22 protein-coding genes are annotated in these 22,882 nt (G+C 72.2%); 14 read left to right on the forward strand and 8 right to left on the reverse strand.

All coding sequences use genetic code 11. The annotated features are described in order from the left end of the window. Positions 1-90: 90 nt before the first annotated feature. Positions 91-999: a serine hydrolase gene (locus tag BLT82_RS12945; RefSeq protein WP_093654105.1), complete on the reverse strand. Its 909-nt coding sequence runs from the start codon at positions 997-999 to the stop codon at positions 91-93. 232 nt (positions 1,000-1,231) lie between these two features. On the opposite strand from BLT82_RS12945, the gene BLT82_RS12950 reads away from it, so the two are divergent. Then, a complete protein-coding gene (locus BLT82_RS12950; RefSeq protein ID WP_167746001.1) occupies positions 1,232-1,621 on the forward strand; it encodes a type I-C CRISPR-associated protein Cas8c/Csd1 in 390 nt (129 codons plus the stop codon). Positions 1,622-1,688: 67 nt separating this feature from the next. Here BLT82_RS12950 and BLT82_RS12955 read toward each other — a convergent pair whose 3' ends face one another. From BLT82_RS12955 to BLT82_RS12965, 3 genes are all read right to left on the reverse strand, one after another. Then, the gene (locus tag BLT82_RS12955) at positions 1,689-3,371 is read right to left on the reverse strand and encodes a thiamine pyrophosphate-binding protein (protein WP_093654108.1); all 1,683 of its coding nucleotides are present in this window, start codon (positions 3,369-3,371) and stop codon (positions 1,689-1,691) included. Beyond that, complete coding sequence (speB, locus tag BLT82_RS12960) at positions 3,368-4,339, reverse strand: agmatinase (RefSeq protein WP_026164802.1); 972 nt, start codon at positions 4,337-4,339, stop codon at positions 3,368-3,370. The genes BLT82_RS12955 and speB overlap by 4 nt, the downstream gene beginning before the upstream one ends. Before the next feature lie 69 nt (positions 4,340-4,408). After that, the gene (locus tag BLT82_RS12965; RefSeq protein ID WP_093654110.1) at positions 4,409-5,887 is read right to left on the reverse strand and encodes a sodium:solute symporter family protein; all 1,479 of its coding nucleotides are present in this window, start codon (positions 5,885-5,887) and stop codon (positions 4,409-4,411) included. 183 nt (positions 5,888-6,070) lie between these two features. Between BLT82_RS12965 and BLT82_RS12970 the strand changes: the two genes are divergently transcribed. Then, positions 6,071-7,630, forward strand: a complete 1,560-nt coding sequence (locus tag BLT82_RS12970; RefSeq protein ID WP_167746002.1) for a PucR family transcriptional regulator — start codon at positions 6,071-6,073, stop codon at positions 7,628-7,630. A gap of 123 nt (positions 7,631-7,753) precedes the next feature. Further along, complete coding sequence (locus BLT82_RS12975) at positions 7,754-8,236, forward strand: hypothetical protein (RefSeq protein ID WP_093654112.1); 483 nt, start codon at positions 7,754-7,756, stop codon at positions 8,234-8,236. A 21-nt stretch (positions 8,237-8,257) separates the two neighbouring features. Here BLT82_RS12975 and BLT82_RS12980 read toward each other — a convergent pair whose 3' ends face one another. Then, entirely contained in the window at positions 8,258-8,578 is a 321-nt protein-coding gene (locus tag BLT82_RS12980; protein ID WP_093654115.1) for a hypothetical protein, read from the reverse strand. Then, positions 8,575-8,868 (reverse strand): hypothetical protein, encoded by a 294-nt coding sequence (locus BLT82_RS12985; RefSeq protein ID WP_093654117.1) that lies wholly within the window; start codon positions 8,866-8,868, stop codon positions 8,575-8,577. The genes BLT82_RS12980 and BLT82_RS12985 overlap by 4 nt, the downstream gene beginning before the upstream one ends. A 120-nt stretch (positions 8,869-8,988) precedes the next feature. Between BLT82_RS12985 and BLT82_RS12990 the strand changes: the two genes are divergently transcribed. From BLT82_RS12990 to BLT82_RS13010, 5 genes are all read left to right on the forward strand, one after another. After that, positions 8,989-9,783, forward strand: a complete 795-nt coding sequence (locus BLT82_RS12990) for a helix-turn-helix domain-containing protein (RefSeq protein WP_093654119.1) — start codon at positions 8,989-8,991, stop codon at positions 9,781-9,783. Beyond that, a complete protein-coding gene (locus tag BLT82_RS12995; RefSeq protein WP_093654121.1) occupies positions 9,776-9,997 on the forward strand; it encodes a DUF397 domain-containing protein in 222 nt (73 codons plus the stop codon). The genes BLT82_RS12990 and BLT82_RS12995 overlap by 8 nt, the downstream gene beginning before the upstream one ends. Before the next feature lie 193 nt (positions 9,998-10,190). Further along, a complete protein-coding gene (locus BLT82_RS13000) occupies positions 10,191-11,348 on the forward strand; it encodes an acyl-CoA dehydrogenase family protein (protein ID WP_093654123.1) in 1,158 nt (385 codons plus the stop codon). Positions 11,349-11,352: 4 nt separating this feature from the next. After that, positions 11,353-12,228: an acyl-CoA thioesterase II gene (tesB, locus tag BLT82_RS13005; RefSeq protein ID WP_093654125.1), complete on the forward strand. Its 876-nt coding sequence runs from the start codon at positions 11,353-11,355 to the stop codon at positions 12,226-12,228. 71 nt (positions 12,229-12,299) lie between these two features. Then, positions 12,300-13,415, forward strand: coding sequence for a cation diffusion facilitator family transporter (locus BLT82_RS13010; RefSeq protein WP_093654128.1), 1,116 nt, complete (start codon positions 12,300-12,302; stop codon positions 13,413-13,415). Here the strand turns inward: BLT82_RS13010 and BLT82_RS13015 are convergent. After that, on the reverse strand, positions 13,351-14,130 hold the full coding sequence (locus tag BLT82_RS13015; RefSeq protein WP_093654130.1) for a phosphatase: 780 nt from the start codon (positions 14,128-14,130) through the stop codon (positions 13,351-13,353). The two genes, BLT82_RS13010 and BLT82_RS13015, sit on opposite strands and share 65 nt — an antisense overlap. Before the next feature lie 85 nt (positions 14,131-14,215). After that, positions 14,216-14,806 carry an SACE_7040 family transcriptional regulator gene (locus tag BLT82_RS13020; RefSeq protein ID WP_093654132.1) on the reverse strand — a complete coding sequence of 197 codons (591 nt, stop codon included), beginning with the start codon at positions 14,804-14,806 and terminating at the stop codon, positions 14,216-14,218. 98 nt (positions 14,807-14,904) lie between these two features. On the opposite strand from BLT82_RS13020, the gene BLT82_RS13025 reads away from it, so the two are divergent. From BLT82_RS13025 to BLT82_RS13050, 6 genes are all read left to right on the forward strand, one after another. Then, on the forward strand, positions 14,905-16,536 hold the full coding sequence (locus tag BLT82_RS13025) for a carboxyl transferase domain-containing protein (protein WP_093654134.1): 1,632 nt from the start codon (positions 14,905-14,907) through the stop codon (positions 16,534-16,536). A gap of 29 nt (positions 16,537-16,565) precedes the next feature. After that, entirely contained in the window at positions 16,566-18,584 is a 2,019-nt protein-coding gene (locus BLT82_RS13030) for an acetyl-CoA carboxylase biotin carboxylase subunit (protein ID WP_093654136.1), read from the forward strand. Continuing rightward, positions 18,581-19,534: a hydroxymethylglutaryl-CoA lyase gene (locus tag BLT82_RS13035; RefSeq protein WP_093654139.1), complete on the forward strand. Its 954-nt coding sequence runs from the start codon at positions 18,581-18,583 to the stop codon at positions 19,532-19,534. The genes BLT82_RS13030 and BLT82_RS13035 overlap by 4 nt, the downstream gene beginning before the upstream one ends. Positions 19,535-19,536: 2 nt before the next feature. Continuing rightward, positions 19,537-20,703 (forward strand): acyl-CoA dehydrogenase family protein, encoded by a 1,167-nt coding sequence (locus BLT82_RS13040; RefSeq protein WP_093654141.1) that lies wholly within the window; start codon positions 19,537-19,539, stop codon positions 20,701-20,703. Positions 20,704-20,871: 168 nt separating this feature from the next. Next, positions 20,872-21,912 carry an ABC transporter substrate-binding protein gene (locus BLT82_RS13045; protein WP_093654143.1) on the forward strand — a complete coding sequence of 347 codons (1,041 nt, stop codon included), beginning with the start codon at positions 20,872-20,874 and terminating at the stop codon, positions 21,910-21,912. A 2-nt stretch (positions 21,913-21,914) separates the two neighbouring features. After that, positions 21,915-22,763 carry a siderophore-interacting protein gene (locus tag BLT82_RS13050; RefSeq protein ID WP_093654145.1) on the forward strand — a complete coding sequence of 283 codons (849 nt, stop codon included), beginning with the start codon at positions 21,915-21,917 and terminating at the stop codon, positions 22,761-22,763. Positions 22,764-22,882 lie beyond the last annotated feature (119 nt).

The following is a 22,882-nucleotide window of genomic DNA, read 5'->3' on the forward strand; positions in this document are numbered from 1 at the left end:
CGTTCTCGCGGACTCGCGGACTCGCGGGCCGATGCGGGCGCGGCCGTCGGGCTCACGCGCCGTGCGGGCCGCCGCCCGTGGCCCGGGCCGCTAGCGGAGCGCCGGGTTCGCGGACACCGCGTCCCGGGCCGCACGTCCCGGAACGGCGGGGATGGACTCCTGCGGGTTGTCCGTCGGGACATAGCCGAGGCGCGGCGGAGCCGTCGGGTTGAGGTCCTTGTGGACGGCGCGGGCGACCGCCTGGATGGTGGCGATGCCGTCGTTCATGGTCTTGTTGTCGTGGGTGAGCACGGTGATCTGGTAGTTGTGCGCCGTACCGGTGAAGGCACCGATCGAGTGGACGCGCCAGCCGTGCGTGGCCCGCGGGAGCCAGCCGTTCTTGACGTGGATCTTCGCGGTGGAGGGGGCGCCGGCAGGGGTGCCCCAGCGCTGGTCCGCCACGACGGCGTTCATCAGCTGCAGCACGTAGCCGCGCGAGGCGTCGGTGAGGACGGTGTTCTTGGCCGTCAGGATCGCGAGCAGCTTCTGCTGGTCACGGGCGGTGATCTGGGTGAGCCCCCAGTACCCGTTCGCGCCGGGAACGGTCTTGGTCATGCCGGCGGCGGCGAGGAAGCCCTTGATCTTGGTCAGGCCGAGCTGACGCCAGAGTGCGCTGGTGGCGTCGTTGTCCGACTTGGTGATCATGGCCGTGGCGCGTGACTTCTCCGTGGCGGTCAGCTGGCGGCCGGTCTTCTGCGCGTCCCAGAGCAGGGTCGCGAGGACGGTCGTCTTGACGACGCTGGCGGAGTCGAACTTCTGGTCGGGGCGGAGGATGCAGCTGGTCTTGGTCACCCGGTCGTTGACGAGCACCGCGGTCGTCGACGCACGGCCCTTGAGGGCGGCGGTGATGTCCTTGACGAGCGTGGCCGCCAGTCCGGCCTTCTGGGAGGTGCAGGCCACGGCGGGGGTGGCCGCGCCCGCCGTGCTCTGGGTGGCGCTGACGGTCACCGGCACGAGCACACCGAGAGCGGCAGCCGCGCAGAGAGCCCCACGTCTGCGGCGGCGGGGTATGGAGTGTCTCTTCACGACTCACATGACTCAGCAGGCTGCGAAAGGTTGTACGGAGGGCGGTGGCCGGGGCCGGGAACACGGACCGATGCCGTCGGTCGGCGCGCGCGGGCGTTCGCCGGATCCGGGCCCTGGGTAGCCATGAGCGGTGTCCGCCGGCCGGACCGGCGGGAAAGGGGAGACGGTGTCCGACGAGAACGACAAGGAGAACGAGAGCCCGGCCTACCGGAGCGGGCGGCTGTGGGGGGCGCTGCACACCTTGCGGGTCCTCGGGGGCGTCCCCATGAAAGGGAAGCTCGCCCATGACTCCCGGCTCCGTATGGCGGAGCGGCAGCCCGGCCTCCACATACCGAGGCAGCTGAACAAGGCGACGAAGCACCTGGTCGCGGCCCGGCGGCGGGGCGCCCGGCACGGGAAGGCGGCGGACGAGGTGCTGAAGGCGGTCCTGGAGTCCATACCGGGCGACGGCGGGTTCCCCCAGACCTACGACGCGGCCCAGCGGAAGGAGTTCCGCGACGGCTTCAGGGCGCAGAAGGGCACGTACGCGGCGGCGTACCGGGCGCTCCTGCGGTGACCGGTGCGCCGCCGCGCCGTTCTGCGGCCGCGGCCTGGAGCGCGCCGCGCCTCCTACAGGTGCGTCGCTACAGGTGCGTCGGCGCGAACATCCTGAGCACCGCGGGCAGCACGACGACCGAGGGGCCGGGCTGTGCGAGGGCCTTGGCGAGGTCCTCGCGGAGCGACTCCGTGGTGGTGCGCACGGCCGGGACGCCGAAGGACTCGGCGAGCGCGACGAAGTCCGGGCGGGACAGTTCGGTCGCGGTCGCCTCGCCGAAGGCGTCCGTCATGTACTCGCGCAGGATGCCGTAGCCGCCGTCGTCGACGATCAGCCAGGTCACGGGCAGCTCGTACTGCTTCGCGGAAGCCAGCTCCGCGATCGAGTACATCGCGCCGCCGTCGCCGGAGACCGCGAGCACCGGCCGGGTGCGGTCGGCGGCGGCCGCGCCGAGCGCGGCGGGGAAGCCGTAGCCGAGTCCGCCCGCGCCCTGCGCCGAGTGCATGGTGTTCGGCCGGCGGGCGTCGAAGGCCGACCAGGCCCAGTAGGCCAGGATCGTCATGTCCCAGAAGCTCGGGGAGTCGTCCGGCAGGGCGTCGCGGACCGCGGCGAGCACCTCCTGCTCCAGCGTGAGCTCCTGGCCGGCGATCCGCTCCCGGACCTTCGCCAGCAGTGCGGAGACCCGCTCGGCGGCCGACGGGTCGCGGCGGTCCTCCACCGTCTCCAGCAGCGCGGTGAGCGCGATACGGGCGTCGGCGTGGATGCCGAGTCCGGCGTGGTTGGACTCCAGCTTGCCGAGGTCGGCCTCGATCTGGATCACCCGGCCGCGGGGCGCGAACGTGTGGTAGTTCGAGGACAGTTCGCCCAGGCCGGAGCCGACGACGAGCAGGACGTCGGCGTCCTCCAGGAAGTCGGTGGTGTGCCGGTCCTCCAGCCAGGACTGCATCGACAGCGGGTGCTCCCACGGGAAGGCCCCCTTGCCGCCGAAGGTGGTCACGACGGGGGCGTCCAGCTTCTCGGCGAGGGCGAGCAGCTTGCCGGAGGCGTCGGAGCGCACCACACCGCCGCCCGCGATGATCGCGGGGCGCTCGGCGTTCTGGAGCAGGTGCGCGGCGACGGCGGTGAGTTCCGGGCGGGGCACGAGGTCGTGCGGGGTGGCGTCCAGGGCCGTCACGACCGGCAGGGCCGTCCCGGCGAGCAGCACGTCCTGGGGGATCTCCACCCAGACCGGCCCGTGCGGGGCGGTCAGCGCGGACTCCCAGGCGGCGGCGATCGCGGAGGGGATCTGGGAGGCGGTGCGGACGGTGTGCACGGACTTCACGACGTCCCGGAACGAGGCCTTCTGGTCGCGCAGCTCGTGCAGATAGCCGTGGCGGCCGCCGCCGATGCCCGGGCTCGGCACCTGGCTGGAGATCGCCAGGACCGGGGCGCTGGCCGCGGCGGCCTCCTGGAGCGCGGCGAGCGAGGTGAGCGCGCCGGGGCCGGTGGAGAGCAGCAGCGGGGTGGCCTGTCCGGTGATCCGGCCGTGGGCGTCGGCGGCGAAGCCCGCGTTGTTCTCCACGCGCAGCCCGACGTACTCCAGGTCGGAGCGGCGCAGCGCGTCGAACATGCCGAGGGCGTGCTGGCCCGGCAGACCGAACACCGTGGTGGCGCCCAGCCCGGCCAGGGCCTCGACGACGAGGTCCCCGCCGTTGCGGCCGGCCGGCGGGTTGAGCGCGGCGGCCACCTGCCGCGCCGTGGGGCGCAGCACGAGGTCGTGGTCGTGGGTCACTTGTCGTTCCTCGACGCGGCGATCTGGCGGGCCATGATCGTGGTGAGCTCGTACGCGGTGTGGGAGGCCGCGACGGAGGTGATCTCGGCGTGGTCGTAGGCGGGGGCGACCTCGACGACGTCGGCGGAGACCAGGTTGCAGGAGGCGAGCCCGCGCAGGATCTCCAGCAGTTCGCGCGAGGTCATGCCGCCCGCCTCGGGGGTGCCGGTGCCGGGGGCGTGGGCGGGGTCGAGGCAGTCGATGTCGATGGAGATGTAGAGGGGGCGGTCGCCGATGCGCTGGCGCAGCTGGTCGGCGACCTCGTCGGCGCCGCGGCGGTAGACGTCGGAGGAGGTGACGATGCCGAAGCCCATCTTCTCGTCGTCGGTCAGGTCCTGCTTGCCGTAGAGCGGGCCGCGGATGCCGACGTGGGAGAGGGCCTCGGTGTCGAGGATGCCCTCCTCGACGGCGCGGCGGAACGGGGTGCCGTGGGTGTACTCGGCACCGAAGTAGGTGTCCCAGGTGTCCAGGTGGGCGTCGAAGTGCAGCAGCGCCACGGGGCCGTGCTTCCTGGCCACCGAGCGCAGCAGCGGCAGCGCGATGGTGTGGTCACCGCCGAGGGTCATCATGCGGGCGCCGGTGCCGAGGATGTCGTCGGCGGCGGCCTCGATGGTCTCGACGGCCTCGTTGATGTTGAACGGGTTGGCGGCGATGTCGCCCGCGTCCGCCACCTGGGCGAGCGCGAAGGGCGAGGCGTCCTGGGCCGGGTTGTACGGCCGCAGGAGCCTCGACGCCTCGCGGATCGCGTTGCCGCCGAAGCGGGCGCCGGGACGGTACGACACCCCGGCGTCGAAGGGCACGCCGACGACGGCGACATCGGTGCTGCCGACCTCGTCGAGCCGGGGCAGCCGGGCGAACGTCGCGGGTCCGGCGTACCGCGGGATGCGGGACGAGTCGATGGGGCCGCGCGGCGTCTCGTTGCTGCTCATGACCATGCCTCTTCTTCCTGCGCTTTTCTGCTTATCCGTCGGTTTGCAGTCGTTTGACTGTAACGGGGTTCACGGGGTGGCCGGGACCGACTCCTGCGCGGTCCGCTGCTCGGCCTCGGGGTCGCGGCCCGCGAGGCGCTCGCGCCAGTTGGCCAGGATCGCCTCGTCGGTGGGCCTGGTGGCCAGCGAGACGACGACGTAGGTGACGAGGGAGGCGAGCAGGCCGTAGTAGATGGGCTCGTTGGCGAGGATGCCGAACTTCCACATCAGGGTGATGACGGCCACGCCGCCGACGACGACGGAGGAGAGGGCGCCGTACACCGTGCCGCGCCTCCACAGCAGCCCGCCGAGGATCGGCACCAGCAGACCGCCGACGAGCAGGTTGTAGGCGACCGTCAGGGCCTCGACCACGTTGTTGAGGGCGATGGCGATGCCGATCACGGCTATGCCCATGACCAGGATGAACATCCGGTTGCCCTTGACCTCGTCGTGCGCCTCGCCGTCCGCCCGCCGTGTCACGGCGCCGCGCAGCCGCTGCCAGATGTCGTTGTTGGCGACGGTCGCACAGGCGATCAGGGCGCCGGAGGAGGTGGACATCACGGCGGCGAGGGCGGCGGCCAGGACCAGGCCGCGCACACCCAGCGGGAGTTCGTCCTTGACGATGGTGGCGAAGGCGTCGTCGGCGTTGGCGAGGTTCGGGTAGAGCACCTTGGCCGCGGTGCCGATGACGGCGCCGGCGAGGGCGTAGGCGAGACAGTACGTACCGGCCACCGTGCCGCCCCAGCGGGCGACCTTGTCGTCGCGGGCGGTGAAGACGCGCTGCCAGATGTCCTGGCCGATGAGCATGCCGAACGTGTAGATGAGCACGTAGGTGAAGATCGTCTCGCCGCCGATGCCGAACGGCGCGAAGTACTCGGTGGGCAGCTGGGCCTTCATCTCGGCGAAGCCGCCGGCCTTGACGACGGCGATGGGCAGCAACAGGAGCAGCACGCCGATCGTCTTGACGACGAACTGCACCATGTCGGTGAGGGTGATCGACCACATGCCGCCGAGCGTGGAGTATGCGACGACGATCGAGCCGCCGAGGATGATCGCGACGGTCCGGTTCATGTCGAAGAGGACGTCGAAGATCGTGGCGTAGGCGATGGTCGAGGTGACCGCGAGCATCAGCGTGTAGGCCCACATCACCACACCGGTGATGAGTCCGGCCCGGCCGCCGTAGCGCAGGTCGAGCATCTCGGAGACGGTGTAGACCTTCAGCCGGGCGATGCGGGCGGAGAAGAAGATCGACAGGGCCAGGAGCCCGAGCCCGATGGTGAAGACCATCCAGGCCCCGGAGAGGCCGTACTTGTAGCCGAGGCCCACACCGCCGATGGTGGAGGCGCCGCCGAGCACGATCGCGGCCATGGTGCCGGAGTACATCGAGGGGCCGAGCCTGCGCCCTGCCACCAGGAACTCGCTCTTGGACTTGGCGCGGCGCATGCCCCACCAGCCCATGGCCAGCATGCCGGCCAGATAGACGACGATCACTGCGTAGTCGACGGCCATGGGGCCCTCCTTCGCTTTCACCTCGGTGGCGTGTCGTGCAGAAGTTCAAGGGGGACGCAGCGGCTCCTGCGCGGGGACATCCGCCCGCGGCCGCTGGACGACTCGACGATAGGTGGCTGAAAAGCGACGATGAAGTGTACGTTTCCTCCATTCCCGAAGACGATCAAGGATGGAACGTCCACCATGCCGGACTCCACCGCTCCCCAGGGCGCCCCTTCGGCCCCGCCCACCCCGCCCGTCCCGCTGACCGCACTGCTGGCCCGGGAGGATCTCGGGCTGCGGCTGGTCGCGGGCGTCCCCGAGTCCGGGGGCGCCGAGGGCGTCCGGATCCAGTGGGTGCACACCTCGGAGATGGCCGACCCGTACCCCTACCTCCTGGGCGGCGAGCTGCTGCTGACCGCGGGCGTCCTGCTGAAGGACCCGGAGATGTACGCCGCGCGGGTCGTCGAGGCCGGCGGCGCGGCGATCGGCTTCGGGGTGGCGCCGGTGTACGACACCGTCCCGGACGCGCTCGTCGCGGCGTGCGAGCGCCGTGGGCTGCCGCTGCTCGAGGTGCCGCCGCAGACCCCGTTCACCGCGATCGCCCGCGCCGTCTGGGGGCTGATGGCCCAGGCCCGGCTCCGGGAGGTGCGCCGGGTCAGCGAGGCCCAGCAGGGCCTGGCGAACGCGGCGGCCCGCCCCGACCCGGTGCCGGCGGTACTGCAGCAGCTCGCCTCCCGCCTCGGCGGCTGGGCGGTGCTGCTGGCTCCGGACGGCTCGGCCCTGCACGTGGCCGGCCGGGCGCCGTCCCGCGAGGCGCGCGAGGCACTGGGGCGGCTGGCGCGCGTGGTGAGCCCGGAGCCCGATGACGACGAGCCCGCCGACGACACGGCCGCTCCCCCTTCACGGGCCGCCGGCGCCCAGGCGGAGCCGGGCGCCCCGGCGGGAACCACACGCCGGCCGCCATCGTCGGCGACCGACACCGTCGGGGAGGCGCACCTCGCGGCCTACGCCCTCGGCGGCGGCCAGGGTCTGGTCCTCGGAGTCGCCGCCGAGGGGCGCGAACCGGGAGGGCACACGATCGCCGGGGTCGCCGTCGTCCTGCTGTCCCTGCTCACCGCGCCGCACCAGGGAGCCGACGCGAGCGGGCGGACCGCCGCGCTGGTACGGCTGCTGCTGGGCGGTACGCCCGCGGAGGTGGTCCGCGACCTGGGCCCCGGTCCCTGGACGGTGGTGCACGGGACGCGACCGGGGCAGCCGGACCGGATCGCGGCCTCCGCCCTCGGCGCGGCCCTGGGCAGCACGCTGGTGGACACGGACGGGGAGACGGTACGGATCCTGCTCTCCGGCGACCGGCGCATCGAGCCCCAGCCGGGCTGGACCCTGGGCGTGAGCGCCCCGGCCACGGCGGCGGAGCTGGGCACCGCCGACGCCGCCGCCGCCCGCGCCCTGCGCCGTGCGGAGGCGACCCGGGTCCCGCTCGCCCGCCAGCGAGACGCGGGCCTCGGCGAACTGGTCGCGCCCGACGAGGCCGCCGTCCACGCCCGCACCCTGCTCGCGCCGGTCGCGGACTCCCCCGCGCTCGCCGAGACCCTGCGGGTCTGGCTCTCGCTCCACGGCAGCTGGGACCGCACGGCGGTGGCCCTGGGCGTCCACCGCAACACGGTCCGCCAGCGCATCGCGCGATGCGCTGCGCTGCTGGGCGTCGACCTGGACGACGCGGACGTACGGATGGAGCTGTGGTTCGCGCTGCGGTACGTGTGAGGACCGGGCGGGTCGCGCTGCGGAACGTGCCCCGCGGTTCCGTGGGGAACCCACGATTCTGCCGCCCCAAGGCTGTCGCTCCGCCCCAAGTCCCCTACCGCTCAGCTGTGTTGGAATTCCGGCATGGCCTCTTCCGCCGACGGAACCATCACCCCGGCCCCGGACGGGACCGGCAGCCGGCTGCGCGCCGAGATCGAGGGGCTGCGGGAGGAGGCGACGCGCCAGAGGAATCTGGCCCACCGCAGGGCCGAGTTCTGGGCCAGGGCCGATATCGCACTCGGCTTCCCCGCCGCGCTGCTCGCCGGCGTCGCCGGAGCGACGGGGCTGGCCACCGCGGACGCCCGCATCCCCGCGGCGCTGCTGGCCCTCGCCTCCGCGGGATTCGCCGCGGGCGCGGGATTCCTGCGGAGCGCCACCCGCTGCCGGGCCAACAAACGCGCCCGGCACGCGTGGGCGACCGTGGAGGGCCGGGCCGCGGTGAAGCTGGCGCAGTCGCACACGACCCCCGCGGACCTGGCCGAACTGCTGGAGCACCGCCTCGCCGCCCTGTCGGCGTACGACGGCGAGGACCCCCAGCCGGGGCAGACGCCGGTCACGGCGGGCTGAGCGCCCACCGGCCGGCGCCGGTCAGCCCTCGCCCGCCGGACGGGCTCCCGCGCCGGGAAGGCGCGCGCCACGGCTCCTGGCGATCCGGTGCACGTCCCGCAGCGCCTCGATCATGCGGGCGACGACGAAGCGGAGCTGGGCGTCGGTGACCCGGCGGTCGGCGAGCAGGTCGCGGGCATGGTCCAGCAGATCCGCGGCCATTCCGAGCTGCACGGCCTCGATGTCGTCCGCGAGCCGGGACACATGGCCGGCGCCGTCCCCGATGACGTAGCACGGCTTGCCACCCGCCCCGGTCCACGGCAGCAACCGGACGACGTCCTCCCCCCGACCCTCGCCCGTCACGCCGGCACTCCCGCGCGCCCCGGGGCGGGCAGCAGGTCGACGCCGTGGACGGCGAGCCGCAGTTCCGGCCACCGTGTCTGCCGCCGCTCGTGCGCCAGGAGATACGGCCGGACGAGAGCGGTGTCCTCGCCGCGCAGCACGGCGGTGTGCGGGCGCACCGGAGGCGCCGGGCGAGGAGCGGAGACGGCGGTCCCCGCGGGGAAGGGCGGCGGCGACGCGGTCTCCGCGTCGGGGCGCACGAGCCGCAGCAGCGACTCCAGCAGGCGGGCGAGCAGGTCGCGCACGTCCATCAACTCCGGTGGTTCGACGAGGTGTCGCTGTGTAGCGATCCGATCACACAGTGGGACCCGCGCGGCTAGGCTGACCAGGGGGTTCGACGTGACGGATCGGCAGTCACACGGGAGTTGACGATGGGCAGCATGTACGGGGAATGGCTGCGGGCCCAGCGCGAGGCCGCCGGGCTCACCCAGCAGGAGCTGGCCGACGCGGCGATCATGACCCGTTCGCACATCGCCCACATCGAGGCGGGCCGCCGCGTCCCGTCGAAGGAGGACGCGCGACGACTGGACGGGGCGCTGAACACGGGGAACGTGCTGAGCAGTTTCCTGCCGAAGGACGACGGCCTGGTCGCCGACCGATTCGCGGCCGCCCGCGCGCTCGAACAGCAGGCCACCCTGATCCGCGAGTTCGCGCTGTCGTTCATCCCCGGGATTCTTCAGACGGAGGCGTACGCACGCGCGGTGATGGGCGCCGCGTTCCCACCCTGGAGTGAAGCCGAGTGTGACAAGGCAGTCGTCACCAGGCTCGAACGGGCACGAGTCCTGCAGGACCCAACGACGCCCGTGGTCTGGGCCGTTCTGGACGAGGCAGTGCTGCGCCGCCCGATCGGAGGCCCTGGCGTGATGGCGCATCAGATCGCGCACATCGTCGGACTGGCCGAGTCGGGCCGGGTACGCGTCCATGTGGTCCCGTTCTCCACGGGAGCCCACCCTCTGCTCCAGGGCATGCTCTCCCTGATGTCATTCGAGGACCAGCCTCCGGCGGCCTACGTGGAGGGACTGAGCACTGCCACGCTGCACGACGCGCCCGCCGTGGTCGAACGACTCCAGAACGCCTACGCTCTCGCGTTGGGCGACGCGCTCTCACGCAAGGAGTCGATCGCCCTGTTGAGGGCGGCAGCGAAGGACTACGGAAACCATGACTGAGCACAGCATTCCGGTCGCCTCCGCGCTGACCGGCTGGCGGAAGTCGACGTTCAGCGGACCGGAGGCCGACAGCTGCGTCGAGGTCCTCGACGCCCACCCCGCCGGCGTCCCCGTCCGCGACTCCAAGCAGCCGCACGGCCCCGCGCTCGTCTTCCCGCGCGGGAGCTGGGCCGCGTTCACCGCCGCCGTGAAGGACGGAACCCTGCCCTCCTGACCCGTGCGCCCACCCGCACCCACCACGGCCCCGTCATGTGACGGGGCCGTTGTCACATCCGGATGCCGCCCCCGCACGTGCGCCTCATCACTCTGGACAGTTTCAACAACCGCCGGGTAACTTATTCTGAGCAAGCGCTTAGACAGCGCTCTGTGCCCAGCCAGTCACCCGACATCGTGCCCAGGAGGCGTCCGTGCGCCGGACCGTATTCAATGAGGACCACGAAGCGTTCCGGGAGACCGTCCGTGCCTTCATCGAGGCCGAGGTCGTCCCCGTCTACGACGAGTGGTTCGCCGCCGGCCAGGCGCCGCGCGACTTCTACTACAAGCTCGGCGAGCTGGGCATCTTCGGCATCAACGTGCCCGAGGAGTTCGGCGGCGCGGGTCTGGACACCCACAAGTTCGAGGCCGTCCTCTACGAGGAGACCGCGCGCGCGGGCGTCAACTTCGGCGGCTCCGGCGTGCACGTGCTGCTCGCCCTGCCGTACATCAAGATGCTCGCCACCGACGAGCAGAAGAAGCGCTACCTCACGAAGTTCGTCACCGGCGAGGAGATGTGGGCGCTGGCGATGACCGAGCCGGGCACCGGCTCCGACGTCGCGGGCATGAAGACCACGGCCAAGCTGTCGGAGGACGGCACGCACTACGTCCTCAACGGCGCCAAGACGTTCATCACCGGCGGTGTCCACGCCGACCGCGTGATCGTGTGCGCCCGGACCTCCGCCCCGCGCGAGGACGACCGCCGCTTCGGCATCTCCCTCTTCGCCGTGGACACCAAGTCCGAGGGCTACTCCATCGGCCGGAAGCTGGACAAGCTGGGCCTGCGTACCTCCGACACGGCCGAGCTGGCGTTCGTCGACGTCAAGGTCCCGGTCGAGGACCTGCTGGGCGAGGAGAACAAGGGCTTCTACTACCTCGGCCAGAACCTGCCGTCCGAGCGCTGGGGCATCGCCTTCGGTGCGTACGCGCAGGCCAAGGCCGCGATCCGGTTCGCGCAGGAGTACGTGCAGGACCGCACGGTCTTCGGCAAGACGGTCGCGTCCTTCCAGAACACGAAGTTCGAGCTGGCCGCCTGCCAGGCCGAGGTGGACGCCGCCGAGGCCGTCGCCGACCGCGCCCTGGAGGCGCTGGACGCGGGCGAGCTGACCGCTGCCGAGGCCGCCTCCGCCAAGCTGTTCTGCACCGAGGTCGCCCACCGCGTCATCGACCGGTGCCTCCAGCTGCACGGCGGCTACGGCTACATGAACGAGTACCCGATCGCCCGCCTCTACGCGGACAACCGCGTCAACCGCATCTACGGCGGCACCAGCGAGGTCATGAAGTCGATCATCGCCAAGTCGATGGGCCTCTGACCCTGTGAGCGAAGCTCTCGACGACCTGCTCGATCTGCTCGACCTGGAGCGGATCGAGCAGGACATCTTCCGGGGCCGGTCGCGTTCGGCGATCGTGCCCCGCGTCTTCGGCGGTCAGGTCGCGGCCCAGGCGCTCGTCGCCGCGGGCCGCACCGTCCCCGACGACCGCACGGCGCACTCCCTGCACGCGTACTTCCTGCGTATGGGCGACCCGGGTGCCCCGATCGTCTACACGGTCGACCGCATCCGCGACGGCCGGTCCTTCACGACCCGGCGCGTCGTGGCGGTCCAGCACGGCCAGCCGATCTTCCATCTCTCGGCGTCCTTCCAGACGTACGAGGAGGGGCTCGACCACCAGGCGCCGATGCCGGACGCCCCGGCCCCGGACAGCCTGCCCTCGGCCGAGGAGACCCTGCCGCAGCACGCCGGGCGGTTCATCGCCCCGGAGATCGCGGAGCGGATGCTCGAAGCACGGGCCGCCGTCGATCTGCGCTATGTGGACGCTCCTCCGTACGCGAGCGTGGGCGAGCCCCGGGAGGCCCGCTCGCAGGTGTGGTTCCGCACGAACGGCAAGCTCGCGGACGACCCGCTGCTGCACGTCTGCCTCGCCACCTACGTCTCCGACATGACGCTGCTCGACTCCGTGCTGCTGGCCCACGGGCGCGGCGGCTGGACCGTCGGCGACGTCGTCGGCGCCTCGCTGGACCACGCGATGTGGTTCCACCGCCCGTTCCGCGCCGACGAGTGGCTGCTGTACGACCAGGAGTCGCCGAGCGCGCACGGCGGCCGCGGCCTCGGCCAGGCACGCATCTACACCCAGGACGGGCAGCTGGCGATCTCGGTGATCCAGGAGGGCGTGGTCCGCGTCCCGCACGGCTGAGAGCGCCCCTCCCTCGCACGACCGCGCGGTCCACCCGAGCGAGGGGGACACAACGGACATACGCTCCCCTCATGGCGAGCGACGAGATCACCGGCGGTCCGCCCGGGGCACCGCGCGTGCCCGGCGCACCGGCCGACGCCCCCGCTCCCCCGCCGGAGCGGATCGAGCCCGTCAAGGCGCCGGAGAGCACCTTCACCGTGATCGTCGCGGCGCTCGCCAACCTCGGCATCGCCGTGGCCAAGGCCGTCGCCGGCGTCGTCAGCGGATCGAGCGCGATGCTCTCCGAGGCCGCCCATTCGGTCGCCGACACCGTGACCGAGGTGCTGCTGCTGACCGCCCTGCGGCGGAGCGCCAAGCCGGCCGACGAGGAGCATCCGCTGGGCTACGGCCCCGAGCGCTACATCTGGGCGATGCTCGCGTCCGTCGCCACCTTCGTCGGCGGCGCGGTCTTCTCCGTCTACGACGGCGTCCACACCCTGGTCCAGGGCGAGAAGCTCGGGAATCCGCTGCCCTCGTACGTCGTCCTGGCCGTCGCCGCCGTGCTGGAGGGCTACTCGCTGCGGACGGGGGTCCGGCAGATCCGCGGCGAGGCGTCCCGCTTCGGCACGCCCGCGCGTCGCTATCTGCGCTACACGCCCGACACGGCGGTCAAGGCCGTGGTCATGGAGGACTCCGCCGCCCTCAGCGGGCTGCTGCTCGCGGCGGGCGGCCTGGCCGGCGCCCAGCTCACCGGCTCCTCCGTCTGGGACGGGATCGCCTCGATCCTCATCGGCATGCTGCTGGTGTACGTGGCGTGGGTGCTCGGCCGCAGCAACGCCCAGCTGCTGATCGGCCGGCCGCTGCCGCCGCGGATGCGGAAGGCCGTGCACGAGGAACTGCTCACGGTCCCCCACATCGTGGAGGTACTGGAGCTGACCACCCTCGTTCAGGGACCGGCCGAGATCCTGATCGCGGCGAAGGTGAACTTCCGGGACGTCGCCTCGGCGGAGCAGGTGGAATGGGCGTGCGAGGACGCCGAGGAGCAGCTGCGCCAGCGCTTCCCGGCGATCCGCCGGGTGTACCTCGACCCCACGCCGGCGGTGCGCCAGGTGCGGCCGGCCTCGGCCGGGGAGCCGCCGGGGCTCAGAGGAGACCGGCCGCGTCCAGGAGGTACGCCGTCATCGGGTCGTAGAAGCGCGGGTCCGTGACATGGTCGTCCAGCGGGACCGTCACCTGGACCGTGCCCTCCGCCTCGCCGATGAACAGGGCCGGGTCGTTGCAGTCGGCGAAGCCGACCGCGTCGACGCCCCGCTGTCCCGCGCAGCCCGCCCAGCCGTGGTCGGCGACGACCAGGTCCGGTCGCGCCCGGCCGTCCCGCTCCAGCCCGTCCAGGATCGCGGCCATCGGCTCGGGGGAATGCGTGTGCCACAACGTCGCGCCGCGCTCCAGCATGGCCACGTCGGCGAACTGGTAGACCATGCCCTCGTCCGCGGTGAGCCCGGAGGGGATCCGGACGATCTCGCAGCCCGCGGATCTGAGCGCGTCCGCGATCTGCCGGTGGACGTCGAGCAGCCCGCCCGGGTGGCCGGTGGCGAAGAGCACCGACTCTCTTCCGGCGGCGGCCTGCTTCAGCCGGGCCGCCATCCGGTCCAGGGCGTCGACGGTCAGCTCCGGGTCGATGGTGTCCTGGCCGTACCGGTACTGCGGATCGTCGTTGACGCCGCAGCGCTCGGCCATGACGGCCAGGACGTCCTGCTCGTCGCTCCAGCGGTCGCCGAGCTCCAGGCCCAGCCAGTAGTGGCGGTCCCCGTTGGCGAGCTTGCGGTAGTGGGAGAGGTTGTTGTCCCGCGGGGTGGCGACGTCTCCGGCGATACGAGTGCGGACGAGGTGGTCGACAAGGGCGGCGCGGTTCGGTATCGGCATGCGCCCATTGTGCCGTCAGGTGTGCGGAGCGTGCCCGGTGTCCCGCGGGCCGGACACCCGCGCCGCCGCCCGGCTGGCGCGGGCGCTACGACAGCGAAGCGAACGCCCCGTTGGCGAGCTTGCGCAGCAGGTCCTCCATCGCCGCGCGGCCCGGCAGCCCGTTGCCGTACGAGCCCAGGTGCGGGGTGGAGTTGAGCAGGCCGAAGACGGCGTGGACGGCCGCCCGGACCTGGCCCTCGCCGGTCTCCGGGTGCAGCTTGCGCACGACGTCCACCCACAGCTCGACGTACTGGCGCTGGAGCTGGCGCACCAGCTTGCGGTCGCTGTCCCGCAGCCGGTCCAGCTCGCGGTCGTGGAGGGTGATCAGCGGGCGGTCGTCGAGGGCGAAGTCGATGTGCCCGTCGATGAGCGAGGAGAGCACCTGCTCGGGGACGCCGTCCGCCTCGGCGACCCGGCGCCTGCCGCCGTCCAGGAGCCGGCCGGAGATGCCGACGAGCAGCTCGGCGAGCATCGCGTCCTTGCCGGGGAAGTGGCGGTACAGCCCGGGGCCGCTGATACCGACGGCGGCGCCTATCTCGTCGACGCCGACGCCGTGGAAGCCGCGCTCGGCGAAGAGGCGCGCGGCCTCCTTGAGGATCTGCTCGCGACGGGTCGGAGCGTCGGTCCTGGTGCTCATGCCACTGATTCTAGACAAGGCAGTTAGCGCTCGTTAACCTGAATGCGTGGGTTAACGCTCATTAACACGAACGATGCTCTGACAGGGGGCTCGACACGATGCGGCAAGCACCTGTGCTGACGAGTGCGGCAGATCCCGCCTCCGACGCCTGGCAGGCCAACGAGGCGGCACACCACGCCCTGGCCGACACCCTGCGCGCGAAGCTGGCGGCGGCCCGGCTCGGCGGCGGGGAGAAGGCCCGGGCGCGCCACACCGCGCGCGGGAAGCTGCTGCCGCGCGACCGGGTGGACACGCTCCTGGACCCGGGCTCGCCCTTCCTGGAGCTGGCCCCCCTCGCGGCGGACGGCATGTACGACGGGCAGGCCCCGGCGGCCGGTGTGATCGCCGGCATCGGCCGGGTCGGCGGGCGCGAGGTCGTGGTCGTCGCCAACGACGCCACGGTCAAGGGCGGCACGTACTACCCGATGACGGTGAAGAAGCACCTGCGCGCCCAGGAGGTGGCCCTGGAGAACCGGCTGCCGTGCGTCTACCTCGTCGACTCGGGCGGCGCCTTCCTGCCGATGCAGGACGAGGTCTTCCCCGACCGCGAGCACTTCGGCCGGATCTTCTACAACCAGGCCAGGCTCTCCGCGGCGCGCATCCCGCAGATCGCCGCGGTGCTCGGCTCCTGCACGGCCGGGGGCGCCTACGTCCCCGCGATGAGCGACGAGGCCGTGATCGTGCGGAACCAGGGCACGATCTTCCTCGGCGGCCCGCCGCTGGTGAAGGCCGCGACCGGTGAGGTCGTCACGGCCGAGGAGCTGGGCGGCGGCGAGGTCCACTCCCGGATCTCCGGCGTCACGGACCACCTCGCGGAGAACGACGCCCACGCGCTGAGGATCGTGCGGAACATCGTGTCCACCCTCCCCGAGCGCGGTCCGCTCCCCTGGTCGGTGGAGCCGGCCGAGGAGCCCAAGGCGGACCCCTTCGGGCTGTACGGGGCGGTGCCGGTGGACTCCCGCACTCCCTACGACGTCCGGGAGATCATCGCCCGCATCACGGACGGCTCCCGCTTCGCGGAGTTCAAGGCGGAGTTCGGCACGACGCTGGTCACCGGCTTCGCCCGGATCCACGGCCACCCCGTCGGCATCGTGGCCAACAACGGCATCCTGTTCGCCGAGTCGGCCCAGAAGGGCGCCCACTTCATCGAGCTGTGCGACCAGCGCGGCATCCCGCTGCTGTTCCTCCAGAACATCTCGGGCTTCATGGTCGGCAAGGACTACGAGGCGGGCGGCATCGCCAAGCACGGCGCCAAGATGGTCACGGCCGTGGCCTGCACCCGGGTGCCGAAGCTGACGGTCGTCGTCGGCGGCTCGTACGGCGCGGGCAACTACTCCATGTGCGGCCGCGCCTATTCGCCCCGCTTCCTGTGGATGTGGCCCAACGCCAAGATCTCGGTGATGGGCGGCGAGCAGGCCGCGTCCGTACTGGCCACCGTGAAGCGGGACCAGCTGGAGGCGCGCGGCGAGGAGTGGCCCGCCGAGGCGGAGGAGGCGTTCAAGGACCCCATCCGCGCCCAGTACGAGCAGCAGGGCAACGCGTACTACGCCACGGCCCGGCTGTGGGACGACGGGGTGATCGACCCGCTGGAGACCCGGCAGGTGCTCGGACTCGCCCTGACCGCCTGTGCCAACGCCCCGCTGCCCGAGAGGGACGCCTCGGCGCCCGGCTTCGGCGTATTCCGGATGTGAGGACCACTGTGACGTTCGAAGGACAGCGGATGTTCGACACCGTGCTGGTTGCCAACCGAGGCGAGATCGCGGTCCGCGTCATCCGCACGCTGCGGGCCCTCGGGGTCCGCTCGGTCGCCGTGTTCAGCGACGCCGACGCCGACGCCCGGCACGTCCGGGAGGCGGACACCGCCGTCCGGCTCGGCCCGGCGCCCGCCGCCGAGAGCTATCTCTCCGTGGAGCGGCTGCTGGAGGCGGCCCGCCGGTCCGGCGCCCAGGCGGTCCACCCGGGCTACGGCTTCCTCGCGGAGAACGCGGGGTTCGCGCGCGCCTGCGAGGAGGCGGGCCTGGTCTTCATCGGGCCGTCCGCCGAGGCGATCTCGCTGATGGGCGACAAGATCCGCGCCAAGGAGACCGTGCGGGCGGCCGGTGTCCCGGTGGTGCCGGGCTCCTCCGGCTCGGGCCTGACGGACGGCCAACTGGCCGAGGCCGCCCGGGAGATCGGCATGCCGGTGCTGCTGAAGCCCTCGGCGGGCGGCGGCGGCAAGGGCATGCGGCTGACCCGGGTGGAGTCGGCCCTGCTGGAGGAGATCGCCGCCGCCCGGCGGGAGGCGCGCGCGTCGTTCGGCGACGACACCCTGCTGGTGGAGCGCTGGATCGACCGCCCCCGGCACATCGAGATCCAGGTCCTCGCGGACGGCCACGGCAACGTGGTGCACCTCGGCGAGCGCGAGTGCTCCCTGCAGCGCCGACACCAGAAGATCATCGAGGAGGCTCCCTCCGTCCTGCTGGACGAGAGCGTCCGGGCGGCGATGGGCGAGGCGGCGGTCCAGGCGGCCCGCTCCTGCGGGTACCGCGGCGCGGGCACCGTCGAGTTCATCGTCCCCGGCGGCGACCCGTCCTCGTACTACTTCATGGAGATGAACACCCGCCTCCAGGTCGAGCACCCGGTGACCGAGCTCGTCACCGGACTGGACCTGGTGGAGTGGCAGCTGCGGGTGGCCGCGGGCGAGGAACTGCCCTTCGGCCAGAAGGACATCGCGCTCACGGGCCACGCGGTCGAGGCCCGCATCTGCGCGGAGGACCCCTCCCGCGGCTTCCTGCCGTCGGGCGGCACGGTCCTCTCCCTGAGCGAGCCCCGGGGCGACGGGGTGCGCACCGACTCGGGCCTCAGCGAGGGCACGGAGGTCTCCAGCCTCTACGACCCGATGCTGTCGAAGGTCATCGCGTACGGCCCCGACCGCCCGACCGCCCTGCGCAAGCTGCGCGCCGCCCTGGCGGACAACATCACCCTGGGTGTGCCGACCAACGCGGGCTTCTTGCGCCGGCTGCTCGCCCACCCCGATGTGGTCGCGGGCGACCTGGACACGGGACTCGTCGAGCGGGAGGCGGACTCCCTCGTCGACGGCACGGTCCCGGCGGAGGTGTACGCCGCCGCGGGCCTGCTGCGGGAGACGCCCGCGCCGGTGGACGCGTCCGGCTGGACGGACCCGTTCTCCGTACCCGGCGGCTGGCGCCTGGGCGGTGAACCCGCGTGGACCGTGCACCACTTCCGGGTACCGGGCCACGACCCGGTGGAGGTCCGGCTGCGCGGCTCGGAGGCCGTGCTGGACGGGGTGTCCGTGAGGCCCGTCCGGCGTGCGAAGGACACCGCACCGGCCGCGGGCGCGGCGACGATCACCGTGGAGATCGACGGCCTCACCCACTCCTTCCACCACGCCGCCGCTCCCGGCGGGACCTGGCTCGGCCGGGACGGCGACTCCTGGTACGTCCAGGACCACGACCCGGTCGCCGCGAGCCTGAGCGGGGCGGCCCGGCAGGGCGCCGACACGCTCGCCGCGCCGATGCCCGGCACCGTCACGGTCGTGAAGGTGGCGGTCGGGGACGAGGTCGACGCGGGCCAGAGCCTGCTCGTCGTGGAGGCGATGAAGATGGAGCACGTCATCTCCGCCCCGCACGCCGGGACCGTCACCGAACTGGACGTCACCCCGGGGACCACCGTCGTCATGGACCAGGTCCTGGCGGTCGTCGCCCCGCACGGCGACGAGGGCAAGGAGGACACGGCATGACCGAGGGACTGCCGATGGAGGTGCCCGCCGCCGGTCTGCCGCCCCGGGTGCGGATCCACGAGGTCGGGCCCCGCGACGGGCTGCAGAACGAGAAGGAGGTCGTCCCGACCGAGGTGAAGGCGGAGTTCGTCCACCGTCTCGCCGGGGCCGGGCTGACGACGGTCGAGGCGACCAGCTTCGTCCACCCCAAGTGGGTGCCCCAACTGGCGGACGCCGAGGACCTGTTCCCGCGGCTCTCCGACATCGGGGGCGTGGACCTGCCGGTCCTCGTGCCGAACGAGCGCGGGCTCGACCGCGCCGTCGCCCTCGGCGCCCGGCGGATCGCCGTCTTCGCGTCGGCGACGGAGACCTTCGCTGCGCGCAACCTCAACCGCACGGTCGACGAGTCGCTGGCCATGTTCGAGCCCGTGGTGGCCCGGGCGAAGGACGACAAGGTCCATGTCCGCGGCTATCTCTCGATGTGCTTCGGCGACCCGTGGGAGGGCGCGGTCCCCGTCCACCAGGTCGTCCGTGTGGCCCGGCGGCTGATGGAGCTGGGCTGCGACGAGCTGAGCCTGGGCGACACCATCGGCGTCGCCACCCCGGGCCATGTACAGGCGCTGCTTGCCCTGTTGAACGAGGAAGGCGTACCCACCAGCGCCATCGGGGTGCACTTCCACGACACCTACGGCCAGGCACTGGCCAACACCCTCGCGGCGCTCCAGCACGGCGTCACCACCGTCGACGCCTCCGCTGGCGGCCTCGGCGGCTGCCCGTACGCGAAGAGCGCCACCGGGAACCTCGCCACCGAAGACCTCGTGTGGATGCTCCACGGCCTCGGCATCGAGACCGGGGTCGACCTCGGCCGGCTCACCGCCACAAGCGTGTGGATGGCCGAGCGGCTGGGCCGTCCCAGCCCCTCACGCACCGTTCGCGCCCTCGCGGGCACGGCTTCCCACAAGGAGTCCTAGCCATGTCGCTCGACCACCGCCTCGCCCCCGAGCACGAGGAACTGCGCCGCACCGTCGAGGAGTTCGCCCACGACGTCGTCGCCCCCAAGATCGGCGACTTCTACGAGCGGCACGAGTTCCCGTACGAGATCGTCCGCGAGATGGGCCGGATGGGCCTGTTCGGCCTGCCCTTCCCCGAGGAGTACGGCGGGATGGGCGGGGACTACCTCGCCCTCGGCATCGCCCTGGAGGAGCTGGCCCGCGTCGACTCCTCCGTCGCCATCACCCTGGAGGCCGGGGTCTCGCTCGGCGCCATGCCCGTCTTCCGGTTCGGCACCGAGGAGCAGAAGCGCGAGTGGCTGCCCCGGCTCTGCTCCGGCGAGATCCTCGGCGCCTTCGGGCTGACCGAGCCGGACGCCGGTTCGGACGCCGGGGGTACGAAGACCACGGCCGTGCGCGACGATTCGACCGGCGAGTGGGTGATCAACGGCTCCAAGTGCTTCATCACCAACTCCGGCACCGACATCACGGGCCTGGTGACGGTCACCGCCGTCACCGGCCGCACGGACGCGGGCAAGCCGCTGATCTCCTCCATCATCGTCCCGTCGGGCACCCCCGGCTTCACCGTCGCCGCCCCGTACTCGAAGGTCGGGTGGAACGCCTCGGACACCCGAGAGCTGTCCTTCTCCGACGTCCGCGTGCCGTTCGCGAACCTGCTGGGCGAGGAGGGCCGGGGCTACGCCCAGTTCCTGCGCATCCTCGACGAGGGCCGCATCGCCATCGCCGCCCTCGCCACGGGACTGGCGCAGGGCTGTGTGGACGAGTCCGTGAAGTACGCCAAGGAGCGCCACGCCTTCGGCCGTCCGATCGGCGACAACCAGGCCATCCAGTTCAAGATCGCCGACATGGAGATGCGGGCGCACATGGCCCGGATCGGCTGGCGGGACGCGGCGTCGCGCCTCGTCCTCGGCGAGCCGTTCAAGAAGGAGGCGGCGCTGGCGAAGCTGTACTCCTCGACGGTCGCCGTCGACAACGCCCGTGACGCCACGCAGATCCACGGCGGGTACGGCTTCATGAACGAGTACCCGGTGGCCCGCATGTGGCGCGACTCCAAGATCCTGGAGATCGGCGAGGGCACGAGCGAGGTCCAGCGGATGCTGGTCGCCCGCGAGTTGGGGCTGCACTCGTAGGACGCACGGGCCGTCCGGCGGTGCTGCGCCGCCGGCGACCCGCTGCTCACGGCGCGGTGATCAGTGTCACGTGGGGGCGCCCTCTCGACAAGATCTGAGGTTAGGCTAACCTACCTTCGACTTTGCTCAGAGGCCGCCCCCCGGCACGCACCGAAAGCGAACCCTTTCATGCCCAATGCCCGCGCTTCCCACCTCACCCGTCGCGGTCTGCTCGCCGCGGGCGGCGCTCTCGGCCTCACCGCCGCCCTCTCAGCCTGCGGTTCCGAGGACAAGGGCGAGTCGGCCTCGGACGCGAAGAAGTCCGGCCCCTGGCAGTTCAAGGACGACCGCGGCCAGGTCGCCAAGACCAAGGCCACGCCGAAGAACATCGTCGCCTTCACCGGCATGGCGGCCGCGCTCCACGACTTCGGCATCGAGGTGAAGGGCGTCTTCGGCCCGACCTACGTCGAGGACAAGGCCAAGGGCACCAAGACCCCGGACGTCCAGGCGGGCGACCTCGACATCGACAAGGTCAAGGTCCTCGGCAACGTCTGGGGCGAGTTCAACGTCGAGCAGTACGCGGCGCTCGCGCCCGACGTGCTCATCACCGACATGTGGGAGAAGGACGCCCTCTGGTACGTGCCGGACCAGTCCAAGGACAAGATCCTGAAGCTGGCCCCGAGCGTCGCCCTGTGGGCCTCGGACCACTCGATGCCGAAGGTCCTGCAGCGCCACGTCGAGTTGGCCGAGTCCCTGGGCGCCGACGTCAGGACCAAGAAGGTCACGGACGCCAAGGCCGCCTTCGAGAAGGCCGCCGCCCGGCTGCGCGCCGCCGCGAAGGCCAAGCCCGAGATCAAGGTGCTGATCGGCTCGGCGAGCGCCGACCTGTTCTACATCTCGACCCCGGCCCGGCCGACCGACACGCTCTACTTCAAGGAGCTCGGCGTCAACTTCGTGACGCCCGACAAGCTGGACGCCGGCGGCTGGTTCGAGGGCCTCAGCTGGGAGAACGTCGACAAGTACAAGGCCGACGTCATCATGATGGACAACCGCGCCTCGGCCCTCCAGCCCGAGGCCCTGAAATCCAAGCCGACCTGGGCCCAGCTGCCCGCCGTCAAGGCCGGCCAGGTCATCCCGCGCGTGACCGAGCCGATCTACTCGTACGAGAAGTGCACGCCGATCCTCGAGGACCTGGCCAAGGCCATCGAGAACGCGAAGAAGGTCGCCTGACCATGCCGACAGCCGTAGCCGCCCCGTTTCGCTTCTTCCCTCTCCAGGTCGTGCGGACGCGGCGGCTCGGCCCGTCGCTGATCCGGGTCACCTTCGGGGGCGAGGCCCTCGAAGGGTTCGCCTCCGGCGGGCGCGACCAGTCACTCTCGCTCTTCCTGCCGCACCCGGGACAGGAGGAACCCGTCGTCCCGCTCCCCGGCGAGGAGGACATGTACGCGCGCCTCGGCGCCTGGCGGGCGCTGCCGGACGACGAGCGTGCCGTGCTGCGCTCGTACACGGTGCGCGAGCAGCGGCCCGACGCCGGTGAACACGGCGAGATCGACATCGACTTCGCCGTGCACGAGGACGGCGGGCCGGCCTGCCGCTGGGCGCAGAAAGCTTCCGCCGGTGACCGGGTGACGATCCTCGGGCCCGCGATCGCCGACAACACCGCGGTCCGCTTCCGGCTGCCGGAGGACGCCGACTCGGTGGTGATCTGGGCGGACGAGACGGCCCTGCCCGCCGCTTCGGCCATCCTGGAGTGGCTGCCCGCCGGGATCCGGGCGCAGGTCTGGATCGAGGTCCCGCACGCCGGTGACCGGACGGACCTGGTGACCGCCGCCGACGCCGACGTCACCTGGCTGGTGCGGGACGAGGGCGCGCCGCCCGCCGTCGAGGCCGTGCGCGCCGCCGAGTTCGCCGGCTCCGCCCCGTACGCCTGGATCGCGGGCGAGTCGGGATCCGTGAGGGCGCTGCGCCGCCATCTCGTGAACGAGCGCGGACTCGACCGCCGCCGGGTCACCTTCGTCGGCTACTGGCGCAGGGGCCTCAGCGAGGACGCGCTGCGCGAGACACCCGACGACGACGCGTAGACCCCGACCTCCGTCCCGCTCCACGCCGTTGACCGCGGCCCCGTCACGCCTGCGACGGGGCCGCGCTGCCGTGCACTCCACGGAACAGGGCGCCGGCTCCGGGTGTGAGCCAACTCGCT

The sequence above is a fragment of the Streptomyces wuyuanensis genome (assembly GCF_900103455.1).
In the GTDB taxonomy this organism is placed as follows: domain Bacteria; phylum Actinomycetota; class Actinomycetes; order Streptomycetales; family Streptomycetaceae; genus Streptomyces; species Streptomyces wuyuanensis.